The sequence below is a fragment of the Rahnella inusitata genome (assembly GCF_003263515.1).
Classification (GTDB): Bacteria; Pseudomonadota; Gammaproteobacteria; order Enterobacterales; family Enterobacteriaceae; genus Rahnella; species Rahnella inusitata.
Genome location: NZ_JYDE01000021.1, coordinates 118,684 through 144,638, shown reverse-complemented (window position 1 = coordinate 144,638; position 25,955 = coordinate 118,684). Strand labels below are relative to the sequence as shown.

The following is a 25,955-nucleotide window of genomic DNA, read 5'->3' as shown; positions in this document are numbered from 1 at the left end:
ACTATGGATTAATAATCACATACAGATTATTTAACCATAACTAATGTTCTGGATGTTCAGCTGGGTCACGGAGGATGCAGGCCCAACCCGATATTACGGTTGCATGAAATGAGGAGATCACCCGAGTTTTCAGGTGATCTCCGACGTTTAGAACATCATTTTCAAAATGTCAGTGACTGACCTTCGAGAAGGTATTCCTGACTGCGTTTGCTTTCCTTACCAGGAGTACTTACCGCCCACTTGTCCCTGCACGCTGGAGTAATCATCCTTGCCCGCCTGAACGCCGGTATTTATCCATAACTGCCAGTTTTTACTGACGTTAGTCTGGGCACCCACTTTCACCTCATAACGATTGACCGGAATATTCTGGTCTACCGTCGTCGCATCCATTTGAATGCTGTTGCTGCTGCCGCCGTGCCACCAGTTCAACTCAACGTAAGGTTCGGTGTGGCCCGTTGTGTCTATTTTTCCGTAAACACGCCCGCCTAACCGGGTCGTTACTCCGCCCGAGTCCTTGCTATGAATTTGCGTGCCATTGGCTTCACTGTGGTCACCCTGACTGTATTTGGAGTAAATCGTCTGGAACTGCGGTTGCAAATAAAGCGCGTGCGCCTCACTCAACGCAATGTCATAACCCGCTTCCACCGACCCGGTCCAGTTGTGGCTATGGTACTTCTCTTCCGGTAAGTCACTGCCGTTGACCGAGTTATGGAAGGTGCCGTACTGCACCCAACTGTCAACGTACGGCCCGGTTTCCTGCTCCGCGGAGCCGCCATACCAGGTACCGTAAAGACCAAAGTTGTATCCCTTCAGGTTACTGTCCGTCGACCCGCTGACACCCCGTGAATCGCTGTGCGTATCCACGTCGGCATACCCGGTCATGATCCCGGCCTTTATCTGCTGATTACCAAAGTCATGACGATAGATGTCACTACCAATCCGCAGGACTGCCGTGTCTGACCCGGTGGAAATCGCCCCGCCCGCCGCCTGGCTGTTGACCCGTCCTGCATCAAAGTGTGCCCAGGTCGCTGGCGCATCCTCGCCGGTCTGACGATTGCCACCATTGCGATCTTGCATTGTCGTCAGGAATACGCTGTTGGCCAGGCTCTGGTTGGCCAGATAAGCCCCCGCCTCAGGACGCAGTACCGGTGCCCGTGGGGACGGGGCCGGAGTTGGCTCTGGCTCAGGCCCTGGAGTTGGCTCTGGGGACGGGGCTGGGGCTGGCTCTGTGGATTGCGAACGCAGATACCAGTTGCCGTCGTTCTCCGTCGGCGTGCCCTGATAGAGAGAGTACTCATAGGCACCAGCAACGGCACGGCCCTGCAGGGCAAAATTGCCATCAGACTGCCCCTGCACGTTCACCACCTCAATGCCGTTTACCGTCTCTTCGCCCAGACCGTGCATATTGTTCACGGTGACCTGGGTACTGCCGCTGGTGTTGCCTTTGATAATCAGCTCATCGGTGGAAGAACTGTCACCGTTCAACTCACTGTTGAGCCACAGCTGACCGCCGTCACTGTTATAGTTACCGTCCACCGTCAGCGTATTGCCGACGGCGTTGTTAGTCAGGTCAACCACCCCGTTGTTGGTCAGGTCTCCGGCAATGCGCAGCTGGCTTGGCGTATCGCTCAGCATGCCGATGTGACCACTGTTGACGACAGAGCCGCCGACGCTGCCGTTGCCGCGCAACGTACCGGCCGTCTCGACATACACTGTGCCGGTGCTGTCCAGACTGCCTGGCGCATCACCAATCTGCAGGGTACCTTGACTGATATGGGTGTCACCGCTGTAGGTCAGGCCATTGTTCACAATCAGCGTGCCGCTGCCGGTTTTGGTGAGCCCGCCGCTGCCGCTGATAGCGTTGGTCAGCGTCCAGTCGGTGGCGGTATCAAGCACCACCGTGCCGTTGTCGGTCACGCTGGACGTGCCCAATGTCCCGGCACCAAAAGCGGTTAACTGCGACCCGGTGGCCACGTTGATATCCCCACTCAGGGTATTGAGGCTGTTTGTCAGGCTGACCTGTGCACTATCCTGCAAGGACAACGTACCGGCGCCACTGAGCTGATTGCTCAGGATACCGTTCGCACTGCGCAGCTTCAGGGTGCCGTCAAGGGCAATATCACCGGTGCCGAGGCCCTGAGTATTATCCAGCTCAACGTCTGCAGGTGCGGCTATCCGTGTCGTGGCACTCATTCCCGCATTCGCACCACTAATTTGCATCAGCCCCCCTTCCAGATTGAGCTGTCCTGCGCCGATTAATGTGCCCTGACTGACTCCTCCCTGCGCAATGGTCAGGACGCCGTTACCCATATTAAGGCTGCTGCCCGCCACACCATGCAGTGTAGTGATGGTCTGGGTTTTACCATTGACGTCCAGATCTGCGCCATTGGCGATGCTAACGTCAGCCGTATTACCCAGCGCATTATCACTGCCCAGCTGTAAAGTACCGCTGCTGATAACGGTATTGCCGGTGTAGTCGTTGTCGACATTATTAAGTATTACCGTGCCCGCACCCTGCACGTCGAAATTACCGGCACCGGTGAGCTGAGCACTGAGTACATTATCCTTACCCGGCTCATTTTGCAGAGCGAGAGTCTGGCCCGCGTTGGCCTCCAGTTTCAACAGGTCATAACCGATCCAGGCACCGTCGCTGGTCACCACAGCACCGTAATCATAGGTGGCAACACCGATCTGAGTACCGTCGCTGCTAATATCCACCAGGGTTGGAGTACTGACGGGGGTAACACCATCATAATTGGTCAGAGACAGGTGATTACCCACGCCAGTGACTGTGCCGGTGGTATTGATCGCCTGTATTGTCCGGATGACATCCTGGTCAAAATAGGAGGCATCTACCGGAATGACCGGTGGTGCCAGCGTCGCAGGAACATTGACGGCTATCGAGCCTCCGGCGCTGGCATCCAATGTTTGGGTGGTCAGCGTATAGGTATCGGATGGGGTGTTATTAATCCTCAACGTTCCGCCGCCCGTCGTGAGCCCGCCAATACTGCGGTCAGCGTCCAGCGTCGTCATACCGTTTGGCGACAAGGCTAAAGTGGCGTTCGTCAGTGCCTGCGCGCCGTTGGCATCGAGCAACATGTTCCCTTGTTCCATTTGCACGGTGCCGGTGAAGGCTGAACCTGTGGAGCTGGCAAAGGTGAAATCGTCGTTTTTGCTGTTCTGGTTGACCTGCAACTTGCCGTTGCCGCTCAACGCATTATTGAAATCACTGCTGAAATTGTTCAGCGCAAGCTCGCTGCCTGCGCCGTCAAGTTGTACGCCCGCGCTGCCAAGCTGGGACGCCTGTGTGACGATAGCACTGCCGGTAATATCCCACGCTCCCGTAAACGCGGTGTTATCGCCTCCCAGTGCCACATCCGTTCCGCTGATGCGTGCTTTGCCATCGCCGCTCACCGCGTTGGCAAAGGTGGCGTTACTGAAAGCCAGGTCAAGCGTGCCTGCGGCATTTATCAGTGCCGTACCGACCCCAATAGCCTGCGCCTTGGCCAGCGACAAGATGCCGTTATCAATCACCGTGCCCCCGGCGTAGGTGTTCGTGCCGCTCAGGGTCAGCGTGCCCGCGCCGTCCTTCGTGACGTTACCGGTACCGGAAATCACGCCGTTGTAAGCTGACGCATCGCTGCGGTTAAACACCAGCGCGGCGTTGTTCACAATATTGCCCGTCAGCGCACCGGACACACCGCCATTGCTGACCTGCAGTGTTCCCGAGGAAATCGTCGTATCGCCGGTAAACGTGTTATTACCGCCCAGCACGAGAGTATCCATGCCGGTTTTATTCAGTGAACCCGCACCGGAGATAACGCCGTCAAACTCACTATTCGCCGTGGCATTCACTACGCCAAGCGTGGCATTTCCGAGGGCAACACTGCCCGCTCCGCTGAGGGCATTCACATTCTGGTCAAAGCCGTTCAGATCTAAGGTGGCTCCGCTGGCAACGTTGACACCACTGCTGGCATCCAGCGCGTGGGCAACGCCTGTGGTCAGGGTCCCGCCGTTAATTGCGGTAGCGCCGCTGTACGTATTCACGGCGGAAAGGGTTAAATTACCGTCGCCCGCTTTGGTCAGGCTCTTGCCGTCCCAGCCGGTGGCCGCGTTAGCCGCCTGGTCAGACAGCGTCACGTCAACGTTAAAATGGTCGGTCGGATCGCTGAGGGTAAAATTACCGTTTGATCCCGAGGTGCCGGACGTCCAGGCCAGTTCGCTGCCCACGCTGTAGCTCAGATTGTCAGCGGATTTTTTACCGTCAACCAGCAGGTAATCCGGGGAGTCGGTCACACCAAAGTTCACGCTGGCGAAATCGCCGGTGATACCCTGGGTAGTCTGCAATACGGTGGTACGCGACTGCGCCACTGCGCTGGCGCTGGCGGGCATGTCGCTGGACAAGCCGGCAACGGTGAGTGTGGAATCGGTGCCGATTGTGACGCTGTTGGCCGTTATCAGTGGCCCGCCCGTGGAGATATCAACATCCAGCTCGCCGTTGAGGGTAGCAGCACCGCTGGCGGTCAGCCGGGCGGTATCTTCCAGTTTGAGGGTGGACTGGGCGGCAACGTCGAGCGTGCCGGTGTTAAACTGGCCGTTTTGCGCGAAATCGAGAGTGCCCTGATTCACATTGACGGCGCCCTGCGAGGAGCCCGCACCGGTCAGTGTCAGTGTCCCTGCGCCAGCCTGGGTCAGGTTCCCCGTCCCGCTCAGCACAGCATCTTCGGTATAGCTATTAGCATGGTTAACAACCAGGGTGCCGCTGTTGCTGATATTGCCTGCCACGCTGCCGGTGGTGCCACCATTACCCAGTGAAAGGGTACTGCCGCTGTTGATGGTTGTCTTGCCTGTGTAAGTGTTATCCCCTGTCAGAGTCAGGGTGCTGGCTCCGCCATGTGTGAGGCCGCCAGTGCCGGAGATAATGCCGTCAAACTCACTATTCGTCGTGGCACTCACTACGCCAAGCGTGGCATTTCCGAGGGCAACACTGCCCGCTCCGCTGAGGGCATTCACATTCTGATCAAAACCGTTCAGATCTAAGGTGGCTCCGCTGGCGACGTTGACACCACTGCTGGCATCCAGCGCGTGGGCAATACCTGTGGTCAGTGTCCCGCCGTTAATTGCGGTAGCGCCGCTGTACGTATTCACGGCGGAAAGGGTTAAATTACCGTCGCCCGCTTTGGTCAGGCTCTTGCCGTCCCAGCCGGTGGCCGCGTTAGCCGCCTGGTCAGACAGCGTCACGTCAACGTTAAAATGGTCGGTCGGATCGCTGAGGGTAAAATTACCGTGTGAGCCCGACGTGCCGGACGTCCAGGCCAGATCCCTGCCCACGCTGTAGCTCAGGTTGTCAGCGGATTTTTTACCGCCAACCAGCAGGTAATCCGGGGAGTCGGTCGTAGCAGTAGCAGAGCTCACGCTGGCGAAATCGCCGGTGATACCCTGGGTAGTCTGCATTACGGTGGTACGCGACTGCGCGGCCGCGCTGGCGCTGGCGGGCATGTCGCTGGACAAGCCGGCAACGGTGAGTGCGGAATCGGCGCCGATTGCGATGCTGTTGGCCGTTATCAGTGATCCGCCGTTGGAGATATCAACATCCAGCTCACCGTTGAGGGTTGCGGCGCCGCTGGCGGTCAGCCGGGCGGTATCTTCCAGTTTGAGGGTGGAGTGGGCGGCAACGTTGAGCGTGCCGGTGTTAAACTGGCCGTTTTGCGCGAGATCGAGAGTGCCCTGATTCACATTGACGGCGCCCTGCGAGGAGCCCGCACCGGTCAGTGTCAGTGTCCCTGCGCCTGCCTGGGTCAGGCTCCCCGTCCCGCTCAGCACAGCATCTTCGGTATAGCTGTTAGCATGGTTAACGACCAGGGTGCCGCTGTTGCTGATATTGCCTGCCACGCTGCCGGTGGTGCCACCATTACCCAGTGAAAGGGTACTGCCGCTGTTGATGGTTGTCTTGCCTGTGTAAGTGTTATCCCCTGTCAGAGTCAGGGTGCTGGCCCCGTCTTGCGTGATGTCGCCGGTGCCAGAGATAATGCCTGCATAGGCGAGGTCATCGCTGTGATTGAATATCAGCGTACCGTTGTCAACGATAGCCCCGCTGACCATGCCGGTTGTTCCGCCATTCCCGAGCTGCAGGCTACCCGCCGCGACAGTTGTCAAACCCTGGTAGGTATTATCATTGCTGAGTATCAGGAGTCCTTCGCCGGTTTTAGTCATGGCCCCCGTTCCCGAGATGATGCCACTTTGGCTTGCCGCCCCGGCGTTAACTATCATGCCGGTATCCTGATTAAGCACGATAGCATTCTTCAATGAAACACCATCGAGGTAACCGATATCGCCACCGTTACCACTGATAGTACCGCCCCCCTGATTTGAACTACCAAATACTAAGGTTCCCTCTTCATCGCTCCAGTTAATATCCTGCGTAGCGGTACCATCAAGCGTCCAGGTGCTGGTTCCTTGTTTCTTAAATATTTCAAATCTTTGATATTGTGCCTCATTCCCAATCGTGCTGACGTCAAACGTATCGCCACCAGACTCGGGATTAGCCTCACCGCCCAGCACGAATGTATCCTCTGTATTACTGTTAGCAACGACCTTACCAGTAATGCTGGAACCTTCTTCCAAGATCAGGGTGTCCTGCACAAACGCGCCAAAAAGAATGGCAGTTCCCGTTCCTCCAATTATTTGACCTGAGTTAATTATCGTTAAACCACCGTAACCACTAATTGCGGTGCCCTTTGAGCTTATGACCCCGTCGTTAACCAGAGTTTGGCCGCTGTGGTCAAAGCTTATTGCCGGTGATGATCCCTCGTTAGTTATGGTGCCACTATTTTCAATGCTATTATCATAGAACAGCACTTTTATAGTAGGTTGAGCAGCGTTGGTTTGTGATACCAAGGCATCTTTACCGATCTTAATATGCGAGTCGCTGGTAGTTGTTATGGCGGCTGCTTTTTTTGATCCAGATATAACTTGCGCACCGGACTGCAAAATAATATTGGCATTGTCACCCGTAGTAATCCCCGCGTTACTCCCGGTGTTAAGAATAGCGTCGCTATCTATCGTTACCGTCGCACCGGTCACACTGCTAAAGTCCAGCGTGCTACTATAAGGATTGGGGGAAGAAGTATCACACTCCGCTGATGTGATTGTAATAAGACAATCAGCCTGTGACATCCCGCTTATTCCCGCTAATACGGCAGCAGAAAGAAAACGCAGGGCAAAGGACTTACTGTTTGATTTTTTTAGAGAAACCTTTCTCTTTTGATGTGTCATACATAGAGCCTTTAAATTTAGTCAGTAAACTTTAAAAGTTAATATTCATTTTTTATCACGACAGGGTTGCTGGTGCTTTACGATGCCACGAATGGCGACTTATAAAAGTAGTCGTTGAATTTGGAGCGCCAATGGAAGACAACTTTATAACACCCGCTATCATTCATGATAACTAACATTAACTGTGATTATTTCATGACATCATTGAAAACCAACCTGATAAACAACCTGATAAACAACCATCAATGAGGAAGGTCGGATTTAAAAATTTAAAATAATACCGACTTAAGTACTTAGCTGGTTATAGATGGCGCACGGATATTCAGCCGCCTTGCTATTATTCAGGCGCAACTCCACCTCGTAGGTGGCCAGGAAATAACAATCACGACTTTCATAAACTAAGACTTGTATTCTTTAAAGCACCTTAGAATAATCATCGCACTCTCCTATAGCCTTTATATTTTGAGAAAGCATTATGGCATCATTTGCGTACATTATTTTTAAAAGATTATTTTCGTTTTTCTAAATAAGCCATAACCCTTCCTGCTTACTGGTATGAGAGAGTAAAGGTCGCAATAGCCTTGACCGTACCTGCCCGGACATTCCCGGTGCTGATGTATTGGGCTTTGAATGGATACTCAGTGACCCCCGCAACGGATGCTCCCAACAGGAACTGATTGAGATTCCCTGCTGCTGCCGAGTCCGGCCCAAATGCAACGGGTGTATCACTGCTGTTGAGTATCTGGATCCCAACGCCCTGCGCACTAGAATCTGGCGTCAACCCCAGCGTGGTGGTGAGGTTACCCGAATTCGTGGAGTCAGTCAGTGTAACGAAGGTTTTGATACCCTCCGGGCAAGTGAGTGACAGAGTAAATGGCTTGGGAGCAGCGGTGACGCCAATCGGACCGGAAAGTTGGGTGGTCGTCACCGTATCCAGCGTCACGCCAATACTCTTTTGATTGACTGAACAGGTAGATGCAGTCACTGAACCTGATGCCACACCAGAAATGGGTGGGTCCTGAGCCCAGGGGCCGCCTGCTATATCGGAATTCGAAAAGTACAGTTTTATTGCTGATACTGAGGTGAGTGTACTGCTAGCCGGTAATGTGCCCGTAACAATGAAATCCATATTGGCATTAAGAGGATACTTCACATAGGTCGTGCCGGTTGTAAAGGGACAGGAAAACCGGGTTTTCCCCGTTCCAGAAATAATCACCGCATTTGCATCCGTGCAATTTGGAGCATTAAACGTGTAACGCACGCCAATCCCGCTGATGTTGGTCTGATAAACATCCGTATATCCTGACACCAAAGGACCCGTTGGTTGTAAATCTACGTAAGTAATAAAGGAGGCTGATGAACTGGTAGTATCCCTGCACTGCATTATAGATGTTGTCTGAACAGATTTAATCATCGTGCCAGGGGCAGCATTCGCAGGTATCGACATGGCACCCGCTGCAACCGGATCGTTATCAGAATCATTATTACAGGTTGAAGATGCCAATGCTGGCGCGCTGGTCAGCGCCGTAACGGACAATAGAGCCGCCAACATAAAATACCCCGCCACGCTGATATTTTTAAACATACTGAATCCTTTAATCATGATGATGATTTGTAATAGTTCCGCTATAAAACGGCCGCGCTTCGGCGTGAAGCATCACCTTTCGGAACCGAGCAACTTGTTGATAAGTCAAATAAAAGACTGAATTTTAATGATGTCTCTTTTTAAGAATTTCATGTGTGTTCTACCTTCTTTCTTTAATTCAGCGTCGCACTGCCCGGCAATGCCTCACCGAGATTGCCAATCGCTTTGTAGGTCACCTTCGCGCCCGACGACAGGGGTTTCTGCCCTGTCACTGATAATATTGAGGTTGAAAACGGGGCGACCATGCCGCTTTATCGTTCTTCAGGGTTTGCCCCTCGCTCTGCACAGCAAATTCACTGAATGAGAGGTAATACGGTGAGGAGTTGGTCACAGTCATGGCACTCTCCCCCGGTTTTTGTGCAGAAGCCGCTTTCCAGCGCAGTTGCGAAACTGCCTCTTTAATGTTGCCCTTTAAACCGGCAGGCCTTACGAACAGCTTGATACGGGTACGGAAGGCAAATTGCAGCCGGTTTGTAACACTCTTCTCGTTGGGTGGCACATCTAGCACGTTCAGCCAGAAAAGAGACTCATGATCGGTGGGCAGAGATTTCCCGGTGTAAACAATGCGCAGCATTTTGGACGAATTAGCCTCCATGCGGAAAATTGCCGGGGTGATGAAGAACGGTGCTTTGCTCTCGCCTGGCGTACTGTTGGGGTCGCCCTCATCTATCCAGGCCTGAGACAGGGATGGCGAAGAGCTTTGATTATTGAGCTGTACGCTTACGTCAGTTTGAGTCAGCGGGTAAACCACGCGTGTTTTGGTGATCGTGATCCCCGCCATCGCCTGGCTGGTAAGGCAGAGCGCAGCCAGGCCGATGATCAGATGAGTGATATTTTTAAACGTCGGTTTCTTAAACATGTTTATTTTCCCGCTTGGCTTAATTGCAAGGTGCGTCAATCTGACGGTAGCCTGTCGAAGCTGCATCGGTTTTCTGATTAACGGTGTAGCTCAGCGTGCAGCTTTCCCCCGCTTTCTCGCCCCATTTCACCTGCAACGCGCCTTGATCTGGCTGGCCACGTAACAGGATTTGCCCGCCCTGACCTACCATTGAGACCAGGCTGTTTTGTTTATCCAACACATTAGCGCCGAAAGGCACAGGCTTGCCGCCAGAAAGTAAGCCACGGACCAGAACCGGTTTACCCACCACGGTGTCAAATTTCAGCCGGCTGATGGAGCCATAGCGTGGAATGGTATTGGCAGAAGTGCTTTGCAGTTCCACATCCGACGATGCCCCATGCGGGTCAAGTAACACACTGTTGGTTTTGTACGGCGCTAACGACGTGACGGCAGAATTTCCCCACCATCCGATACTGCCACCAGAACCCCCGATCACTTCGGCACCATTGGCGCCTTTGGCTTCAATAACCGCCATCGTTTCCCCTTGCGAGGAGGTCATGGCAACGCCACCGCTGTAGCCGATCACGGTTCCGCGCGCGGAGAGTGAATATTGGTTGTAACCACCACCGCCTGAAACCGAGGTACCGACATTGGATAAAGCACCGTTGTAATTCAGGCTGCCGCCGTACTGCTCGCTGGCAGCGCCATCGCTTTCACTGTGACCGGCAAAACCGTTGTAGCTCAACTGGTTACGTTCACCGGCTGTGCCACTCAGGTTGGTTTGTGTGTTATAACTCTTCGAATCCTGATAGTTCATGGTGTTATTCAATGTGACCGCGTGACTACTCCCTATCGGTATACTGAACATCAGCGACAGTTGATCGTCATAAACGTCATCGGAGTAGGTACGTCCGAGCGATATGTTGATAGTTCCCCAGCTAAAACCGGTTCCGTATCCCGCCTGATAGGTGGTTGAGCGCCCGGAGTCTTCCCATGACGTTTCGGTAATACCGCTGAGGTAAACATTGCCCCAGTCACCGACCGGCTGGCTTATGTTCAACTGCAGGCGTTGGCGTGGCCGATAGAGCGTGTCAGTCACGTTACCTTGTAACTGCGCGACGTTTTCCAGAGTCAAATAATCTGAACTGGAATAACGGTAGGCCGCCAGTGCCAGATCGGTATCGGTCGTCTCCAGACGCTTGCTATAAGTGACGCGGTAACTGTGTCCGTTCATCGTACTGTCGATATCATCCACATCAGCTGGCAGATTTTTGGCGTAGGAATTGGTGATATCAAACGCAAAGGCGCCGAGCGAGGTATTGAGCGCCAGCCCAGCCAGACCGGACAGATAGTCTTCGGCTACTACACCGCCGCCGTAAAGGGTCACTTTATTGCTGACACCGCGCCGGTAGGTAGCCTGAATGAATTTGGGTTCGCTGTAACCTTCACCGTCCGAGTGTGAAGTGGTATCGCGGTAAGTCCCCGCCGTGGCGCTAAACCGTGAAATACCCGGACGCAGTAACTCGTTCACCGATGCATAAGGCACGACAAAGCTTTTAGTACGACCATCAGCTTCCGTGATGGTGACATTCAGGTCACCCGAGTAGCCGGTATTGGAAAGATCGTTAATATCGAAAGGCCCTGGTGCTACAGTCGTTTCATAGACAACCTGCTCACCCTGGCGCACGGTAATTTTGGCGTTGGTTTCCGCCGTACCGCGGATTTCAGGCGCGAAGCCTTTCTCAGAATTGGGCATCATGCGTTCGTCACTGGTGATCTGAACGCCGGTAAAAGGAATACTGTCGAAAAGATCACCCGGCGTATAATACTGCCCCACCGTAGCCATCGCTTCCAGAGCTGAGACATCGTGCTCTGCATAGGTACTGATGCTGTCATAGCTGTGGCTGCTGCTGCTTGGCTCACTGCCTTGCGATTCAGAGACGTTGAGAGCACTGTTATGTCGTATATTCCAGTCCATGATGTTCAGACCGGTATTTAACCCGACATACAGGTTTTTATTGACCTGGCCATCCGGCGATGTCGACTGATAGGCGTTAGCGTTGTAGCTGATAAAACCGGCATTAATACCACTTTCCCAAAATTCCGGCGATACATAACTCCCGGAATTGGAATTTATATAAATTTGCGGAACGCTCAAATGCACCGCTAACGCACTTTGATCAACGTCAATCTGGGTACTTGGCAATAACTGTGTGACATCGATACAATCACTGGCTAATGTTGCGTTTGTCTTATTATTATTAGAAACCTTATTGAGGTTCAGCCCCCATGAAGCGACATCTTTCCCACGAAAACAAACGCTGCTTTTGTCTTTATCTTGGGTAATTCTTACTTTGTTGCGACCAATAAATTTATCATTAATAAAAAGATCGAGTTGATAATCACCTGGCTGTAGGCTGTCTTTTTTCTCGAAACGGGTTATATCGATGGATTTATCCGTGCCTTTGAAAAACCCACTATTAAACGTCACATCCTGTGATTCGATGGTATTATCAACATCGGCCTGAGCCGCTGGGATTATTGTACAACTGAGAAAAGAAGCTAAAATAACGTTAAAATAAAAATAGCGGTTTCTCTTGTTAAATAAAGCGCAATGTAATATTGAATGTTTAAATGATTTATTTTTCACAAGAGTTTCCTGCCACTATTATTTTCAAGTCACAGCCAGTAGTGTTAATAGTTGCCCATCCCTGGCCTAAAAAAGCGATTCAAGAGTCTTCAATACCTTTTTACTGGCATTACCGAACTTCAGTGACGGTAGATTTAGTCGATACAGAATTACCGTAATCATTGACCCAGTTATAAGAGACGACTGACTTAACCGCAGGTGAATTCGTTAATCCTTTCAGGGGAAAGTCTTTACTGCTTTTTGGCGCAACCATGCCACCGAGGTCATCCGTATAGGTTTTACCCGCTGAAGTCACACTCACGCTGCTCATGGATACGTTATAGGCCGCCGGATTAGTCGCACGCAGCGCATAACCCTGATCGGTCTTCACAGCCTGCCAGGTCAAGCCTGTCGCCGCTTCGGCCGGTACACCTTTCAAACCTTCTGGGCGGTAGAACACTTTAATTCTGGTGCGCAGAGCCATCTCAAGGATGTTCTCATCCGTCTTTTCTTTAGACTTCGCCGGGATATCCAGCATGTTGTACCAGTACACGGATTCGCGGTCCGTTGGAACTGCACTTGAAGAGAGCAACGTTAAACGTACAAGCTGCTTTTTGCCTGCGTCTATGCGGGTGATCGGTGGCGTTACCACGAACGGTGCCGTGCTCAGGCTGGGATCCTGGTGCATATCCCCACTGTCAATCCAGGACTGAACCAGCGCCGGTTTTGGGTCGTTGTTGGTCAGCTGGATTGAAACATCATGCTGATTAGCGGGGTAAATCAAACGGGTGCCGGAAACCACGACGCTGGCCTCGGCGGTACTCAATACCCCTGCTAAAGCAATTGATAAGGCACAGAGTGATAAAATACGTGTGGTAAGCTTCATATTATTTGACTCCAAACATACGGAAGGAAATCTCCTTCCGTATAATTTAAATCGATGACCATGTTTTACATGTAATCGAGAGAATAAACCGCTGAGGTTGTTACCTTGCCAGCAATAGCATCAGCAGAAGGTGCGATATATTGAACGTAATACATCATGGTGGCATTACCATCGACATCGATAGGTACCGCGACATTATTATGGTTAGTCATAAGGTTAATAGGTGCTTGTTCACTATTGGTGATTTGTACTTCAACGTTCGTTGCACCTAAACTGGTACCGCCCGGTGCTGTGGTATTGATCAAATTACCGGTATCATGATTAACATTGGTATCTTCAAACACCGCACGTACGCCGGCAGGTAATGAACCGCCAGCAGCAGTACAGCCCGATAAATGAATAGCCAACAGTTTAGCCCCTGCTGTATCTCCTTTTTTCAATGCCGACTGCGCAACGGTAGGTAATACAATTTCATAGGCAGTACCAGATTTCCCATCAATAGTAATAGAACAGGACACATTCGTAACCTGGCCATTAATAAGGATGGAGCCGTCAGAGGCGAAAGCGCCTGCAGAAAGCATACTGCAGCCAATAACAGCCAAAGACAACAATGTCTTTTTCATTTAAATATTTCCTTGATTAAGATTATGAGATTTATTTCATAAAACGGCTTGCCGGGCGTCAATGCCGCAGCACGTCCACGTAATGTGGCCGGTTGTAATGATTACACCCGGTGCGAGGTTAATAACCCTTGCATGAATTCATCAACATCAAAACTATTGATGCAATAATTGATTTCATCCGGCAGTAATCATTGCGATGATATTAATATTATTTAGAATAAATCACTACTTAATGAATAATTAAGAAATCATTAATTTGTTTTATTTCATGTAATTACCTTCACTTTATCTGGAAGCACCGACTTTTGATGAGAAGTGAGATGGGAGGGATTTACACTATCTGTCATTTTGCATCTGCGCTGCACGCAGGATCCTGTAGCAACGCACTTTACTGTCAGACGTCACTATCAGGACTCAATGGGCTTTGTTGAATAAATCGGGGCGGGTTTCCTCTCATTCGGCCTGCTCTACGTTCAAAGCTGGCTGTCCGAGTGGGTTACTTCACTGTGAGCAGATCAGCGTATCGTGTGGTGTATCGAGGTGAGAGCATTTCCCGCTTCATCTGCCATTTCTGCTGAATACCTTGCCCGGCGAAGTAAAGCGTTCCTCGCCCGTCTTCAGTATTGAGGCGATCCAACACATCCATCAACTTTTGACTATTTTTCCGCGGTGCATTTTCGTCAAACAGGTTAAGTTGAGCCACACCCTGACTGTAAAAATCGCCCAACATCACGCCAGCTTTCTGATACCGACAACCGTTTTTCCAAATAGTGTCCAAACAACGCGTCGCGGCAAGGATGATATCTCTGCTGTCCTGAGTCGGAGTGAGTAATTTTACCGATGCACTATTGCCGTAATACGGTTCGTTATGCGCGAAGGGTGAGGTTTTAACAAATGCTGAAATAAATCGGCAATACTGATGTTCATTACGAAGTTTCTCTGCTGCCCGGGTTGCATGACTACAGATGGCCTGACGCATATCCTCATATGCCGTGATACGATCGCCAAATGACCGGGAACAGATGATGTCTTGCTTTACCGGCGCAAATTCTTCCAGTTCAAGGCACTGCTCGCCCCGTAATTCACGAACCGTTCTTTCCAGTACGACATTGAAATGTTTCCTGATAAACCGAATATCGGTGTCTGCCAGCTGCAACACTGTCTTGATACCCAGGCTTTCAAGGTTCTTCGTTATACGTCGACCGACGCCCCAAACCTCCTCGACTGACAGCGCCGCCATCAGTTTTCTCTGACGATCCACATTCGATAAGTCAACCACTCCACCGGTCTGCCGCTGCCATCGCTTTGCCGCATGGTTCGCCAGTTTGGCCAAAGTCTTGGTTTGTGCGATACCTACCCCAACCGTCAGATGCGTGCGCTGTAGTACCGTGGCTCGGATTTCACGTCCAAACTCGGTCAGATCGCGACAGTTACGCACACCGGTAAGGTCACAAAAAAGCTCATCAATTGAGTATATTTCGCAGCGAGGGGACATCTCTTCGAGCGTGGTCATCACGCGGTTGGACATATCCGCGTAGAGTTCATAGTTACTACTGAAGCAAACCACACCATGGCGCCTGAAGAGATCTTTCTGTTTAAAGTACGGCTCACCCATTTTCACAAAAGGTTTTGCTTCAGCAGAACGTGCAATAACACAACCGTCGTTATTTGACAAAACGACCACGGGCCGCCCCTTCAAATCCGGGCGAAATACGGTTTCGCAGGACGCATAAAAAGAGTTCACATCACACAGTGCAAACATGATCAGCTCGCAGATTTCACGATAAAGGTGACCACACCAAAAACTTCCAGGTTGTCTTCGCTGCCTATCATAATCGGCTTGTACGCAGAATTTTCTGGTTTGAGCATGACAGTGGGGTGCAGCTGTAAGCGTTTTACGGTGAATTCGCCGTCGACAGCAGCAATGACGATGTCGCCATGCCCGGCCTTACGGGAGCTATCCACTACCAGTAAATCTCCTTCGCCTATCCCTGCTTCAATCATTGAGTCACCGGTGGACTTTACGAAATAGGTCGCACTCGGATGCTGAATCATCAGTTCATTCAGATCGATACGTCGCTCAACGTAGTCCTGCGCGGGGCTTGGAAAACCACAGGGAACACTGTCACTGAACAAAGGGAATGACACTATCTGGCGTAGCTCGGTAGGTATGAAAAACTGCATGATAATCACCATCAATGAATACTGTACATGCATACAGTATTATATATCGATGGCAGAGATCAAGGGGAGCCTACTTTGTGATCGCTCTGGTACAGAGCACAGAAGGACGAACATCATGTCCAAAACTTTTGGCTACGTTGCATGAAAGGGGACATATGAAAACATGGGCACCGTATACCCCGCTTCGCGTCCCCGCTATGTGACACCATGAAGTTTTATCGCGTTATTACATGACTGGCTCGAACGTCAGGCCGACATTCCTCCATCGAGGACTAAAGACTGGCCGGTCATGTAACTGCTTGCTTCACTTATCAAATAGGCCGTTGCCTGCGCGACCTCATCAGCACGCCCCAGGCGGCGCAGAGGAATAGTGCTTTTCAATGCTTTTTGTTCGAGGGCTGACATTTGCGTGGTCATCTCAGTTTCAATTAACCCAGGTAATACACAGTTTACTCGAATATTAAAACGGGCGACTTCGCGGGCCAGCGATCGAGCCATTCCGAGCATAGCCGCTTTGGAAGCTGAATAAGCAACCTGCCCGATATTTCCTTTCAGTGCAGAGACAGAGGATATCATCACAATACTCCCGCTCCCCTGCTCCATCATCGAGGGCAGTAATTGCTGATTCCAATAAAATACCGCATTGAGATTGGTACCTATTAAAGTCTCCCAATCGTTTATGTCTTGCTTAAAATGTAACGCATCGCGTGTAATACCGGCATTATGAATAATACCGAAGGGCGCACCATATTGCGTGAGAAGCTGTTGCGCAAGAGCCTTCACTTCTGTCGGTTTGCTTCCGTCGCAACGATATCCGCTGACACTGAGACTAAGAGCTCTGCACTCATTGAGGAGAGATTCGGCCCGTGATTGCTGATCTTTCCAGGTAAATACGACATCGTATTCTCGTGCGAGATGTTGAACTAAAGCAGCACCAATTCCCCGGCTTCCACCCGTAACCAAAATCCATTTCTTTTGCATCATTTATGCCTTTTGTTCTTCCAATGCTTTACACATTTCACCCAATGTCAGGTTGGGATTATTAACGAACATATCAGCGCTTAATGTCAGATCAAACTCTCGCTTAACCAGCACCATTAACTCAACATAATCCAGACTATCGAGTTTCAAATGGTGAAGGGGCATTTCAGGTGTAAGCATGTCTTGAGTCAGATCTTTTGCATCACATAGCATTTCGCACACAATTGGGTAAACGTTGTTTGTCATAATAAGTTCCTATTATCAAGAAAGAGCCATTGGTTTTAATTTCAACGTAATGGCCGTTGTTATATATGAATGGGTGAAGTAATAACCTTGCATGGCAATACGTACCACCAATCCCTGTTTATAATCCCCCACGACCAAAAGCGGTAACATTCCATAATGGAAGTCGTTTGAGCCCGGCGAAGATAAGAGGAATTGACGACTAAAAACAATCTCATGATGTGTCTGAACAACAGGTATTTCCCGAAAAATGTCTGTCAGCGTCCCGGCATGAAGATCGGGTAATTTAACTTTTATTGCCTCGAATATTTCAGGCGATTTAACGATCAAACGAAATAGTACCGAATCAAGAAAAGACCATTCGCAAACATTTTTCATAAAAGGATATTCACTCCTTATATTCAAAAGTTCATCCGCAGAGAGGGTCAAATTCTTAGTTGTCACCTGTTCAATAGGAGGCGAAATTCGCTCCAGTCTCGCTGAAAAACAACATGAATCCGTATCATTTTCAATGAGTTGACATTGATTGTTGTTTTTAACAATCTTATATTCCGTATGGCATTTTATTGGATTTCGTAAGCGGGCGTTGAAGCGATAATAATCCGCAGTATCAGAAGGAAAGTCCTGACTCTTTTTCATATCCAGCAAGGCGCGCATGCCGTGCACGGTCAGGCCCTCGATTCCCATTGCTTTCGCTTTGTTAACATCAAAATGAATGGGGTTATAATCGCCGGAAAATTCTGCCCATTCATGAGCATGTTCCAGGGTGTATATCAGTGTCACATTTCGCCCCGGCTAATGATCAAGGCAGCGTTCGCCCCCCCGAAACCAAAACTCAGGTTCATAGTATGGAACACAGGTTTTTCACGGTGACCTTCAGTAATAAAATCCAAATCACATATCGGGTCAGTCACTCGCAGATGGCAAGTAGAAGGGAGCCTTTGGTGCTTTAAGGTCTGTAGACAGATAATCGTTTCAAAGCTACCCGCAGCTGCAATAAGATGCCCGGAATACCCTTTCGTACTCGACACAGGTATCGAATAGGCTTCATCGCCCAATGCCATTTTGATCGACTCTGTTTCATTACGGTCATTAAGCTCTGTGGAGGTGCCATGAGCATTGATGTAATCAATATCCTGAGCTCTTAAACCTGCCTGTGTGAGCGCCGCATGAATAGTGTTTATCCGTGCCAACTTATCTTCAGCCGGTGCGGTGAAATCTACAGCATCAGAAAAGTTACCGTAGCCGCTTATCTCCCCTAAAATCACTGCACCTCGCCTTAACGCAGATTCCCGCTCTTCCAGGCAAACCGTGGCAGCGCCTTCTGACAAGACAAACCCATTGCGCTCAAGACTAAAAGGACAGCTGGCTTTGGTGATGTCATGTTCTTCACGGGTGAGTGCTTTTAATACATCGATATTCCAGATGGCGGAATCACTGCGCAGCGACTCTGCACCACCGGATAGCATCATATCGGTTCGCCCACTACGGATGGCCTCAAAGGCATCGCCGATCGCCATGGTGCCAGTGGCGCAGGCGGCTACGGGCGAATTTTGATAACCCCGCAGTCCCCAAAACTGGCTGCAGGCGGCGGTGGCAATACTTGGCATCGAAAAGAAACAGGCAAAAGGAGAACCCATTCCCGTGGCTTTATATTGCTCATGAAATTTAAAGGTTTCGTCCAGCCCACCCCAACCGGTTCCTATGATGGCTCCGCATTTGAGCGGATCATAAAATTCTGTAGGGGCTTTTTCGCCAAAAGCCATGTTCATCGCTTCACGAGCAGAGACCATTGCCAGATGAGCAAAACGAGGCAGGCGACGACGAAGTACCGCCGGCAAAAATTTCAAATCCAGATTTTCATCAACCAGGCCATAAAAACGTGATTTGATTCCCGCAGGATGCTTATCAATAAAACGGTAACCGATGCGGTAATCCATGATTGCATCCCAGCTCTCCTGCGCGGTTAAGCCGAGTGGGGTAATCGCGCCATAACCCGTTATGACGACTCGCCGTGGCAGTGTTTTATTATTCATGAGTTAAAGTCCTTAGAAAGAGGGTCATTCCGGGATCTCCTCTCCACCAATAGCGAGCCAGAGTTGCATCGTAGAGTTGAGGTAATTGTTCTGAATATCAGATAACTGATTTTCAACGGTCAGGAGGTTGTTCTGTGCATCCAGCCAGGTTTCAATGGGCTGCGCGCCAGCGAGATACTGACTTTTTGCCAGTTTTAGCCGTTGCTGGCTTAATGCCAGAGAGATCAACGTATTCTCCCTCTGCTGTGACCATTTCTGCCGCTGTGTGAGCGATTTTTCGACATCAGAAAGTGCTGAATACACCTTTTGCTGGAAGGTAGAGGCTGCGGTTTTTACATCAAGCTTTGAGCGTGCGATGGTCAGTTGTACCTTGTTCCATTCAACAAATGGCAGGACCACGCTGCTACCAATGACTCTGCCTGGTTCGGAAAACCATTGACTAAATACACTGCTGCCAGCACTTAACACGGCGCTTAAAGACACGGTGGGATAAAAGTTCAATGCGGCGACATCAGAACCTGCAAGCGCGGCGCGTAGTGCCGATTCGGCCGACTGCACATCTGGCCTGCGGCGGATAACCTCAACTGGCAGACTCATCTTCAATTCGATGGTTTGTGTTAAATCCAAACCATCACGCTCTGGCAGTCGCATTGAGGGAGGTCTGTTGAACAAAATCGCAAGAGAATTGCGTATCTCCTCGCGCTGTTGGAATAAATCCTTCAGATTATTTTCTTGTTCCAACACTGACTGGGTGGCTTGCAATACATCCAGCTGACTCACCGCGCCTGCGGTGAATCGTGATGTCGTGACGACTTTGGTTTCTTCGGCGATCGCCAGGCTGCGCTGAGAATTATCAATTTTTTGATTTATTCCGGCTATTTGCCAATAGTACTGGGCAGTCGTCCCAATGAGGGTCAGAGCCGTATTCTGGCGCTCCAACGCCGTTGCCTCAGCCTGCCAGGCAGACTGTTCGCGCATACGTGCCAATTTTCCCCACAGGTCAAGCTCATAACTCAAACTCACGGAAGAGCTATAGCCTTCAACGGAATTAGTATGATGCCGGATATTTTTGGTGTTATCCGCACTGCCAGAGACGCTGACATCCGGGGTGAGATTGGTATCCGAAAGATTGCTGTCCAGCCGGGCTTGTTGCAGTCTAAATCCAGCAATAGCTAAATCGTTATTTCGCGTAAGAACGTCATCAATGGCGTGCGTTAATTGAGGATCGCCAAACACAGTCCACCAGTGACCTGAGCTTGCTAACCACGCGGAGCCTGTCTCCTGTGTACTCCACTGCATCGGAAGAGTTAACTCTGGACGCTTATAGTCGGCTTTAACCAATGAGCCACACGCCGTTAATGCAAGGGCGATAAAGGTTACTTGTAGGATCCTCATTCTCGAGTCAGAGCCTCAGTCGGATTTAAACGAGCGGCATTCCGCGCAGGGAAGAAGCCGAATCCAAGTCCAATCAGGCCGGAGAAACAGCAGGAGAATAAAATCGGAGGCATCGTGAAAACGAGGGGGAATCTATTCGTGCATAATGCGAATGTGCAACCTGCAACGATGGCAAGCACAATTCCGATCAGCGAGCCCATCAGGCAAATCACCACAGATTCCACCAGAAACTGCCGCAAAATATCTTGCTCCCTGGCACCCACGGCTAACCGTATACCAATTTCGTGGGTTCTTTCTTTGACGGAAACCAGCATGATATTCATCACGCCTATGCCACCGACGATGAGCGAGATTCCTGCGATAGTGGCCACCAAGAGGGTTAAAGAATCCGAGGTTTTTTTCACCGCGCTTAACATCATGTCATCGCTCTGAATGAAGAAATCACGGCGGCCATGGACTATGTCCAGCAGATGCTCAACCCGCTGTTGAGAAGATTTCATTGCCAGCCCATCTTTGAGCTGCAATTCAATCAAATTAAGAGCAACCGGCCCTTCCAGGCGATCCTGCATCGTCGTGAAGGGGATCCATCCCTGCAACCCACTCCTGCTGGGGACTACCCCACTAATTTCCATCACGCCGATAATGACAAATGGCACACCACGAAGTTGAATAATTTCGCCGACTGGATGGCCGTTATGAGGAAATAAACTCTTTGCGGTTTGGGTGTCGATCACTAACCCGGCAGCTCTCTCTGCCAGGTCACCTGAGTTAAAATGCCTGCCCATCACTAAGACCATTCGATGAATAGCAAAATAGCCCTGATCAACACCGTGCAACTCGAGAAAAACATTTTGCCCGTTCGCCAATGCATCGACAGAAGTATTAACAACAGGTGAAATATTTTTAGTGAAATCTTGATGTTGCAGCATTTCTGCATCACGTACTGAAAGACTGAAGGCTAAATCAGGACGGATATCGCTCCACCCAATGCCAGGGTGTATAGTCAGCGATTTGACGCCTAGATCGCTTATATCATGAAGAATTTTTTGCTTTGCACCATTGCCCACAGCCATTGACACGATGATGGAAACAACACCAATAATCATGCCAAGCATTGAGAGTAATGCGCGAGCGCGGTGTCCACGTAACGCCTGCCAGGCCATAGAAATAGCGTCTTTCAGGCTTTGAAAGAGTCCGGGACGCTCGGTGCTGGTGGTAATGTGTGACAGTGAGGTGTGTTGATGAAAGTCATTTGTCGAGCTGGCCGCATGGTCAGCGACAATTTGGCCATCATCGATCTCAATGATACGTCCTGCCTGATTGGCAATAAGCGGATCGTGCGTGACCAGAATGATGGTATGACCAGCCTGATGAAGGCTATGTAATATTGCCATCACTTCTTTTCCACTCGCAGCATCCAATGCCCCGGTCGGTTCATCGGCAAGAATAATATCAGCCCCGTTCATTAAAGCCCGGGCAATACTGACGCGCTGTTGCTGCCCACCGGATAATTGCGAGGGTTTATGGAATATTTTTTCATCAAGCCCAAGACGGGTCAGTAAGCTGCTGGAACGTTCAATTTGCTCTGCTTTATCCATCGACGTATAACGCGCAGGCACTGCGACATTATCTTGTGCGTTGAGATAGGGCATAAGGTGATAACGTTGAAAAATAAAACCTATATGCTGGCTGCGCAGCGACGCGAGCTGATTGCTGCTGGCTCCGGTAGTCTCTATACCTGCCACATAAATCTTTCCGCTGCTCGGCTGATCTAAACAGCCAAGCAGGTTCATTAGCGATGATTTCCCCGAGCCTGAAGGGCCCATAATGGCGACCATTTCGCCCTGCTTTATCTCAAGCGAAATGTTCTTAAGCACATGCACCGCAAGATCACCCGAAATGAAGGTACGATTCACATCCACGAGGCGGAACGCAGTCAGATTAGCCATCGATGGCAGTCTCAAGAGCTAAAGGTGGGATCTCAACACTTTGGCCTTCCACAAGCCCCGATTTCACTTCAGCGAAAACGTTATTGTGCGCACCAATTTCAACTTCACGGGAAATCCTCTGCTTTCCGTCAATGAGTGTTACGTAATAGCGCCCTTGTGCATCTCTTTCCTGTAGCGCAGAAAGTGGGATGCGCAGAACGTTTTTCACATCATTCACTACAATCGAAACTTGCGCAGTCATGGAGGTTTTCAGCAAGCGCTCAGTATTGGTTATCTCAAAAACACCACTGTAGTAAATAGCCAAAGACTGCTGTGAGTTATTGGATATTTCATTGGTATTATTAAGCACCCCATCCGGGGCATTTTGAATTTCGCCCATCACGCTGGTATAGAGACGTGATGGTTGGGCGAGAACATAGAATGACAAAGGTTGGCCTGATTTGACCTTAAGAATGTCTGCTTCCGAAATACGGGTCTGAATATGCATAACGCTAAGATCAGCCAGTACCATAATGGTCGGGGCAGTTTGCGAGGAAACGATCGTTTGCCCTTCCTGAGTTACGACGCCCAGGACTTCACCCTCTATTGGGGCAACAAGTCTCGTATAGCCTACATTTGCTCTGGCTGTTTCCACCGCCATTTCGGATTGGACTATCTGTGCCTTATTCATTTCCAGCTGTTCGAGTTGAGAATCAAATAGGGACTGTGCTTCTTCAAGGTCACTTGCTACTCCAGAGCCTTCCCTCAACATCACTTTCTGACGACGCAAAGCAAGTTGATACTGTTTAAGCAGCACTTGTGATGACCGCAATTGCGCACGCGCGCTTGCAAGTTCTGCTTCGGATTTCCGCAATTCGTTTTGTTGCAAAATCGGGTCTATTTCAGCAAGCAGTTGCCCTTTATTTACTCTGTCGCCCTGATGCACGTAGAGCTTTTTTAATTGACCATTCACCTGCGCACCAATACTGACCTGGCGAATAGGTTTTAATGTCCCGGTGGTAATGACCGTCGTTTGAATATCACCACGGGTGATTTTTGCAAGAACCCCTGCCGGTGATGAATGATGTTGTTGGTTAAAAATAAAGTAAGCTGTGGCAGATACGGCACACAGAATAACCAGGCTCCATATAACGACCGATTTCTTTTTCATAACGGATTCATATCTGATAGCCCAGGAGAAAGGCGGACTAACCTACCCTGTTCAATACAGCAGGCATGGTCAAACAGTGGCAAAATAGCCGTATTATGGGTCACCACGATCAGTGTTTTACCTTCGTTGCGGCAATGCGATATCAAAGCATTAGCCACGGTAAATGCGGTGTCGTCATCGAGATTCGCGGTAGGCTCATCCAGAATAATTACGGGCCTGTTACTGTACATAGCGCGAGCAAGCAATAAGCGCTGGCGTTGCCCAAGCGAAAGTCCAGTGTAACTTTCGCGGATCTTCGCCATCATTCCTCCGGGGAGTTTGTCCACTATATCTCCCATATCTAATGCCTTAAGCAATCCAGACATATATTCAAGCTTGCTTCTGTCAAAATCCGGATCAAAAAGACTTATATTTTCTGCAACGGAAGCATTAAAAAGAATATCTTCCTGGGACAACAAATAAAAAAGCGAACTGATCGCAGAAGCGGTCACTGAAACGCCATCAGCCTGGATCTCCCCTGATTCAGGGATCAGTCCACCCGACATCACTTTTATTAAGGTACTTTTACCTGCCCCCGAATTTCCTGTGATTGCCAGCATTTGTCCCTTAGGAATACAAAGCGAAACATTTTGCAGCGTCGTATCCACACTGTCATAACGGAAAGAAAGGTTTCTGTATTCCAGAGAATGATTGAATGTAGTGACTGCTATGGCAGCTTCAGGTTTGCTAACGTGATCGACTGCGGAGGGAAAGATATCTTCTGCTCGGTTATCAATAACCTGAAGCTGATTCTTCTGGATAACGGAAAAAAATATCTTAGTGATATAAGACGAAAATATTTGTCGAACAAAACTATAGGCAAAGAAATCGCCCAAAGAAAGCCTGCCATCTTTAAGCAATGGTAAAGCCAACAGCATAAAAAACACCATTTCCAGACTTCCTACCAGCTGGTAAATACTGTTCTTCACCTATTCATAAACATTCTTATCGCGTACACAGCTAAATAATGAATACGTTAACTTCGCAAATCCTTTTTTGCGTAGTTCCACCAGCCCGGAGGATTTGATTGTGTTAAAGCCCTGGAGTGTTTCCAGAATGAATTCATTCTGCTCTGCGGTTCTGATTTGCAGCGTTTGAGTGTAAAAACGGTCACGATAAATAGCCCAAACACTGACTAACCCCATGGCCGTCACCCCGGCAAAAGAGACTAATGCCAGCGAAAGATTCATATAAACCAGAACGCTAAATGCCAGCAAGCCAACGAGCCAGTCTGTTCTTAAGCTATTATCCAGCTCAATTTTTCGTCCGGCTGCAGCTTCCCATGCTGTAAAACGGCTAAATATGTCCCCTGGTGCACGACGTTCAAAAAAACGAAGCGGATTATTAAGCAGACGGGAAAAACCTGAAGTACTGTTCAAAAATGAAAATTGTTTAATATGTCTTTCAGTTACCCAGCGGACAGATAATGCAAGCGCGGTAGAAATGACAAAGACCAGCAGGAAAAGTCCATATGGGAAATCTTGCTGCCCGGCAGACGTGTAAACATTGTTTATCGCCTGGCTGACCATCACTGGCATAACGAAAAGTGTTAAGGATACTAATAGCGTTAGCGTCATCAGAGTATAAATGCCTCTGACTTTCGCGGTTTGACGTAAACTCATGCAGGAGAAAAATGAATTCCCCCTTGATTTATTTTTTTCGTTTGGGCGATGCGTTGTGATTTCTTCATCGATGACAAGCGCGTAACCACTGATGTCTCGTTTAAGTGCATCAATAGACAAAAATTGCTGGCCAACACCAGGATTCATAACGCAAACATGGCGGCCTTTGCGATAGGCTAATATCACATAGTGACCCGCGCCATAATGCAGAATACAAGGTAAAGGAAGCGCATTGAGCTCATCAAAGTCAAATAATACTGGATACGTTGGAATGTCTAATTCCGTCAGGATATCACTGAGTTTATCAAGCGATGTTCCATGCACTGAAATAGGGTGTTTTTCGCGTAAACTGGCCAATGATATTTCAACACCCTGAGTTTCTGCAAGCATTGCAATGCAAGCAAGCCCACACTCATTGATTTCACTTTGAAATACCATTGTAGGAATAGAATTATTCATA

General features: G+C 49.6%; 16 protein-coding genes and 1 pseudogene. All 17 read right to left on the bottom strand.

Features of this window, described 5'->3' with window-relative positions; translation table 11 throughout:
* Positions 1–216 precede the first annotated feature (216 nt).
* The 17 genes and pseudogenes from TU92_RS14460 to TU92_RS14385 all read right to left on the bottom strand — a co-directional run bounded on the left by TU92_RS14460 (position 217) and on the right by TU92_RS14385 (position 25,954).
* Positions 217–6,624, bottom strand: coding sequence for an autotransporter outer membrane beta-barrel domain-containing protein (locus TU92_RS14460; protein WP_167457520.1), 6,408 nt, complete (start codon positions 6,622–6,624; stop codon positions 217–219).
* Positions 6,625–7,822: 1,198 nt separating this feature from the next.
* Positions 7,823–8,860 (bottom strand): fimbrial protein, encoded by a 1,038-nt coding sequence (locus TU92_RS14455; RefSeq protein ID WP_167457521.1) that lies wholly within the window; start codon positions 8,858–8,860, stop codon positions 7,823–7,825.
* Positions 8,861–9,033: 173 nt separating this feature from the next.
* The gene (locus TU92_RS22625; RefSeq protein WP_425272545.1) at positions 9,034–9,165 is read right to left on the bottom strand and encodes a hypothetical protein; all 132 of its coding nucleotides are present in this window, start codon (positions 9,163–9,165) and stop codon (positions 9,034–9,036) included.
* Entirely contained in the window at positions 9,129–9,845 is a 717-nt protein-coding gene (locus TU92_RS14450) for a fimbrial biogenesis chaperone (protein ID WP_112167916.1), read from the bottom strand. Before TU92_RS14450 ends, TU92_RS22625 begins: the two co-directional genes overlap by 37 nt.
* Positions 9,799–12,249, bottom strand: a complete 2,451-nt coding sequence (locus TU92_RS14445; RefSeq protein ID WP_167457522.1) for a fimbria/pilus outer membrane usher protein — start codon at positions 12,247–12,249, stop codon at positions 9,799–9,801. The genes TU92_RS14450 and TU92_RS14445 overlap by 47 nt, the downstream gene beginning before the upstream one ends.
* Positions 12,250–12,517: 268 nt before the next feature.
* Positions 12,518–13,273 (bottom strand): fimbria/pilus periplasmic chaperone, encoded by a 756-nt coding sequence (locus tag TU92_RS14440; protein WP_112167914.1) that lies wholly within the window; start codon positions 13,271–13,273, stop codon positions 12,518–12,520.
* Positions 13,274–13,338: 65 nt separating this feature from the next.
* Entirely contained in the window at positions 13,339–13,896 is a 558-nt protein-coding gene (locus tag TU92_RS14435; protein WP_112167913.1) for a fimbrial protein, read from the bottom strand.
* Between the two features lie 496 nt (positions 13,897–14,392).
* The gene (locus TU92_RS14430; RefSeq protein WP_112167912.1) at positions 14,393–15,658 is read right to left on the bottom strand and encodes a Y-family DNA polymerase; all 1,266 of its coding nucleotides are present in this window, start codon (positions 15,656–15,658) and stop codon (positions 14,393–14,395) included.
* A gap of 2 nt (positions 15,659–15,660) precedes the next feature.
* Complete coding sequence (locus tag TU92_RS14425; protein WP_112167943.1) at positions 15,661–16,080, bottom strand: translesion error-prone DNA polymerase V autoproteolytic subunit; 420 nt, start codon at positions 16,078–16,080, stop codon at positions 15,661–15,663.
* A 246-nt stretch (positions 16,081–16,326) separates the two neighbouring features.
* The gene (locus tag TU92_RS14420; RefSeq protein ID WP_112167942.1) at positions 16,327–17,061 is read right to left on the bottom strand and encodes an SDR family NAD(P)-dependent oxidoreductase; all 735 of its coding nucleotides are present in this window, start codon (positions 17,059–17,061) and stop codon (positions 16,327–16,329) included.
* Between the two features lie 3 nt (positions 17,062–17,064).
* Entirely contained in the window at positions 17,065–17,307 is a 243-nt protein-coding gene (locus TU92_RS14415; RefSeq protein ID WP_112167911.1) for an acyl carrier protein, read from the bottom strand.
* A 15-nt stretch (positions 17,308–17,322) separates the two neighbouring features.
* Positions 17,323–18,087, bottom strand: coding sequence for a MaoC/PaaZ C-terminal domain-containing protein (locus TU92_RS14410; RefSeq protein ID WP_112167910.1), 765 nt, complete (start codon positions 18,085–18,087; stop codon positions 17,323–17,325).
* Positions 18,084–19,340, bottom strand: a complete 1,257-nt coding sequence (locus tag TU92_RS14405; protein WP_112167909.1) for a beta-ketoacyl-[acyl-carrier-protein] synthase family protein — start codon at positions 19,338–19,340, stop codon at positions 18,084–18,086. The genes TU92_RS14410 and TU92_RS14405 overlap by 4 nt, the downstream gene beginning before the upstream one ends.
* 24 nt (positions 19,341–19,364) lie before the next feature.
* A complete protein-coding gene (locus tag TU92_RS14400; protein ID WP_112167908.1) occupies positions 19,365–20,735 on the bottom strand; it encodes an efflux transporter outer membrane subunit in 1,371 nt (456 codons plus the stop codon).
* The gene (locus tag TU92_RS14395) at positions 20,732–22,684 is read right to left on the bottom strand and encodes an ATP-binding cassette domain-containing protein (RefSeq protein WP_112167907.1); all 1,953 of its coding nucleotides are present in this window, start codon (positions 22,682–22,684) and stop codon (positions 20,732–20,734) included. Before TU92_RS14395 ends, TU92_RS14400 begins: the two co-directional genes overlap by 4 nt.
* On the bottom strand, positions 22,677–23,834 hold the full coding sequence (locus tag TU92_RS14390) for an efflux RND transporter periplasmic adaptor subunit (RefSeq protein ID WP_112167906.1): 1,158 nt from the start codon (positions 23,832–23,834) through the stop codon (positions 22,677–22,679). Before TU92_RS14390 ends, TU92_RS14395 begins: the two co-directional genes overlap by 8 nt.
* A pseudogene (locus TU92_RS14385) lies at positions 23,831–25,954 on the bottom strand (peptidase domain-containing ABC transporter). Before TU92_RS14385 ends, TU92_RS14390 begins: the two are co-directional and overlap by 4 nt.
* Position 25,955: the final 1 nt, after the last annotated feature.

Bases quoted from the DNA above. Each gene is read 5' to 3' on its own strand.
- TU92_RS14455 (WP_167457521.1), bottom strand. From the start codon at position 8,860: ATGTTTAAAAATATCAGCGTGGCGGGGTATTTTATGTTGGCGGCTCTA.
- TU92_RS22625 (WP_425272545.1), bottom strand. From the start codon at position 9,165: ATGGTCGCCCCGTTTTCAACCTCAATATTATCAGTGACAGGGCAGAAA.
- TU92_RS14450 (WP_112167916.1), bottom strand. From the start codon at position 9,845: ATGCAGCTTCGACAGGCTACCGTCAGATTGACGCACCTTGCAATTAAG.
- TU92_RS14440 (WP_112167914.1), bottom strand. From the start codon at position 13,273: ATGAAGCTTACCACACGTATTTTATCACTCTGTGCCTTATCAATTGCT.
- TU92_RS14435 (WP_112167913.1), bottom strand. From the start codon at position 13,896: ATGAAAAAGACATTGTTGTCTTTGGCTGTTATTGGCTGCAGTATGCTT.
- TU92_RS14430 (WP_112167912.1), bottom strand. From the start codon at position 15,658: ATGTTTGCACTGTGTGATGTGAACTCTTTTTATGCGTCCTGCGAAACC.
- TU92_RS14425 (WP_112167943.1), bottom strand. From the start codon at position 16,080: ATGCAGTTTTTCATACCTACCGAGCTACGCCAGATAGTGTCATTCCCT.
- TU92_RS14420 (WP_112167942.1), bottom strand. From the start codon at position 17,061: ATGCAAAAGAAATGGATTTTGGTTACGGGTGGAAGCCGGGGAATTGGT.
- TU92_RS14415 (WP_112167911.1), bottom strand. From the start codon at position 17,307: ATGACAAACAACGTTTACCCAATTGTGTGCGAAATGCTATGTGATGCA.
- TU92_RS14405 (WP_112167909.1), bottom strand. From the start codon at position 19,340: ATGAATAATAAAACACTGCCACGGCGAGTCGTCATAACGGGTTATGGC.
- TU92_RS14400 (WP_112167908.1), bottom strand. From the start codon at position 20,735: ATGAGGATCCTACAAGTAACCTTTATCGCCCTTGCATTAACGGCGTGT.
- TU92_RS14395 (WP_112167907.1), bottom strand. From the start codon at position 22,684: ATGGCTAATCTGACTGCGTTCCGCCTCGTGGATGTGAATCGTACCTTC.
- TU92_RS14390 (WP_112167906.1), bottom strand. From the start codon at position 23,834: ATGAAAAAGAAATCGGTCGTTATATGGAGCCTGGTTATTCTGTGTGCC.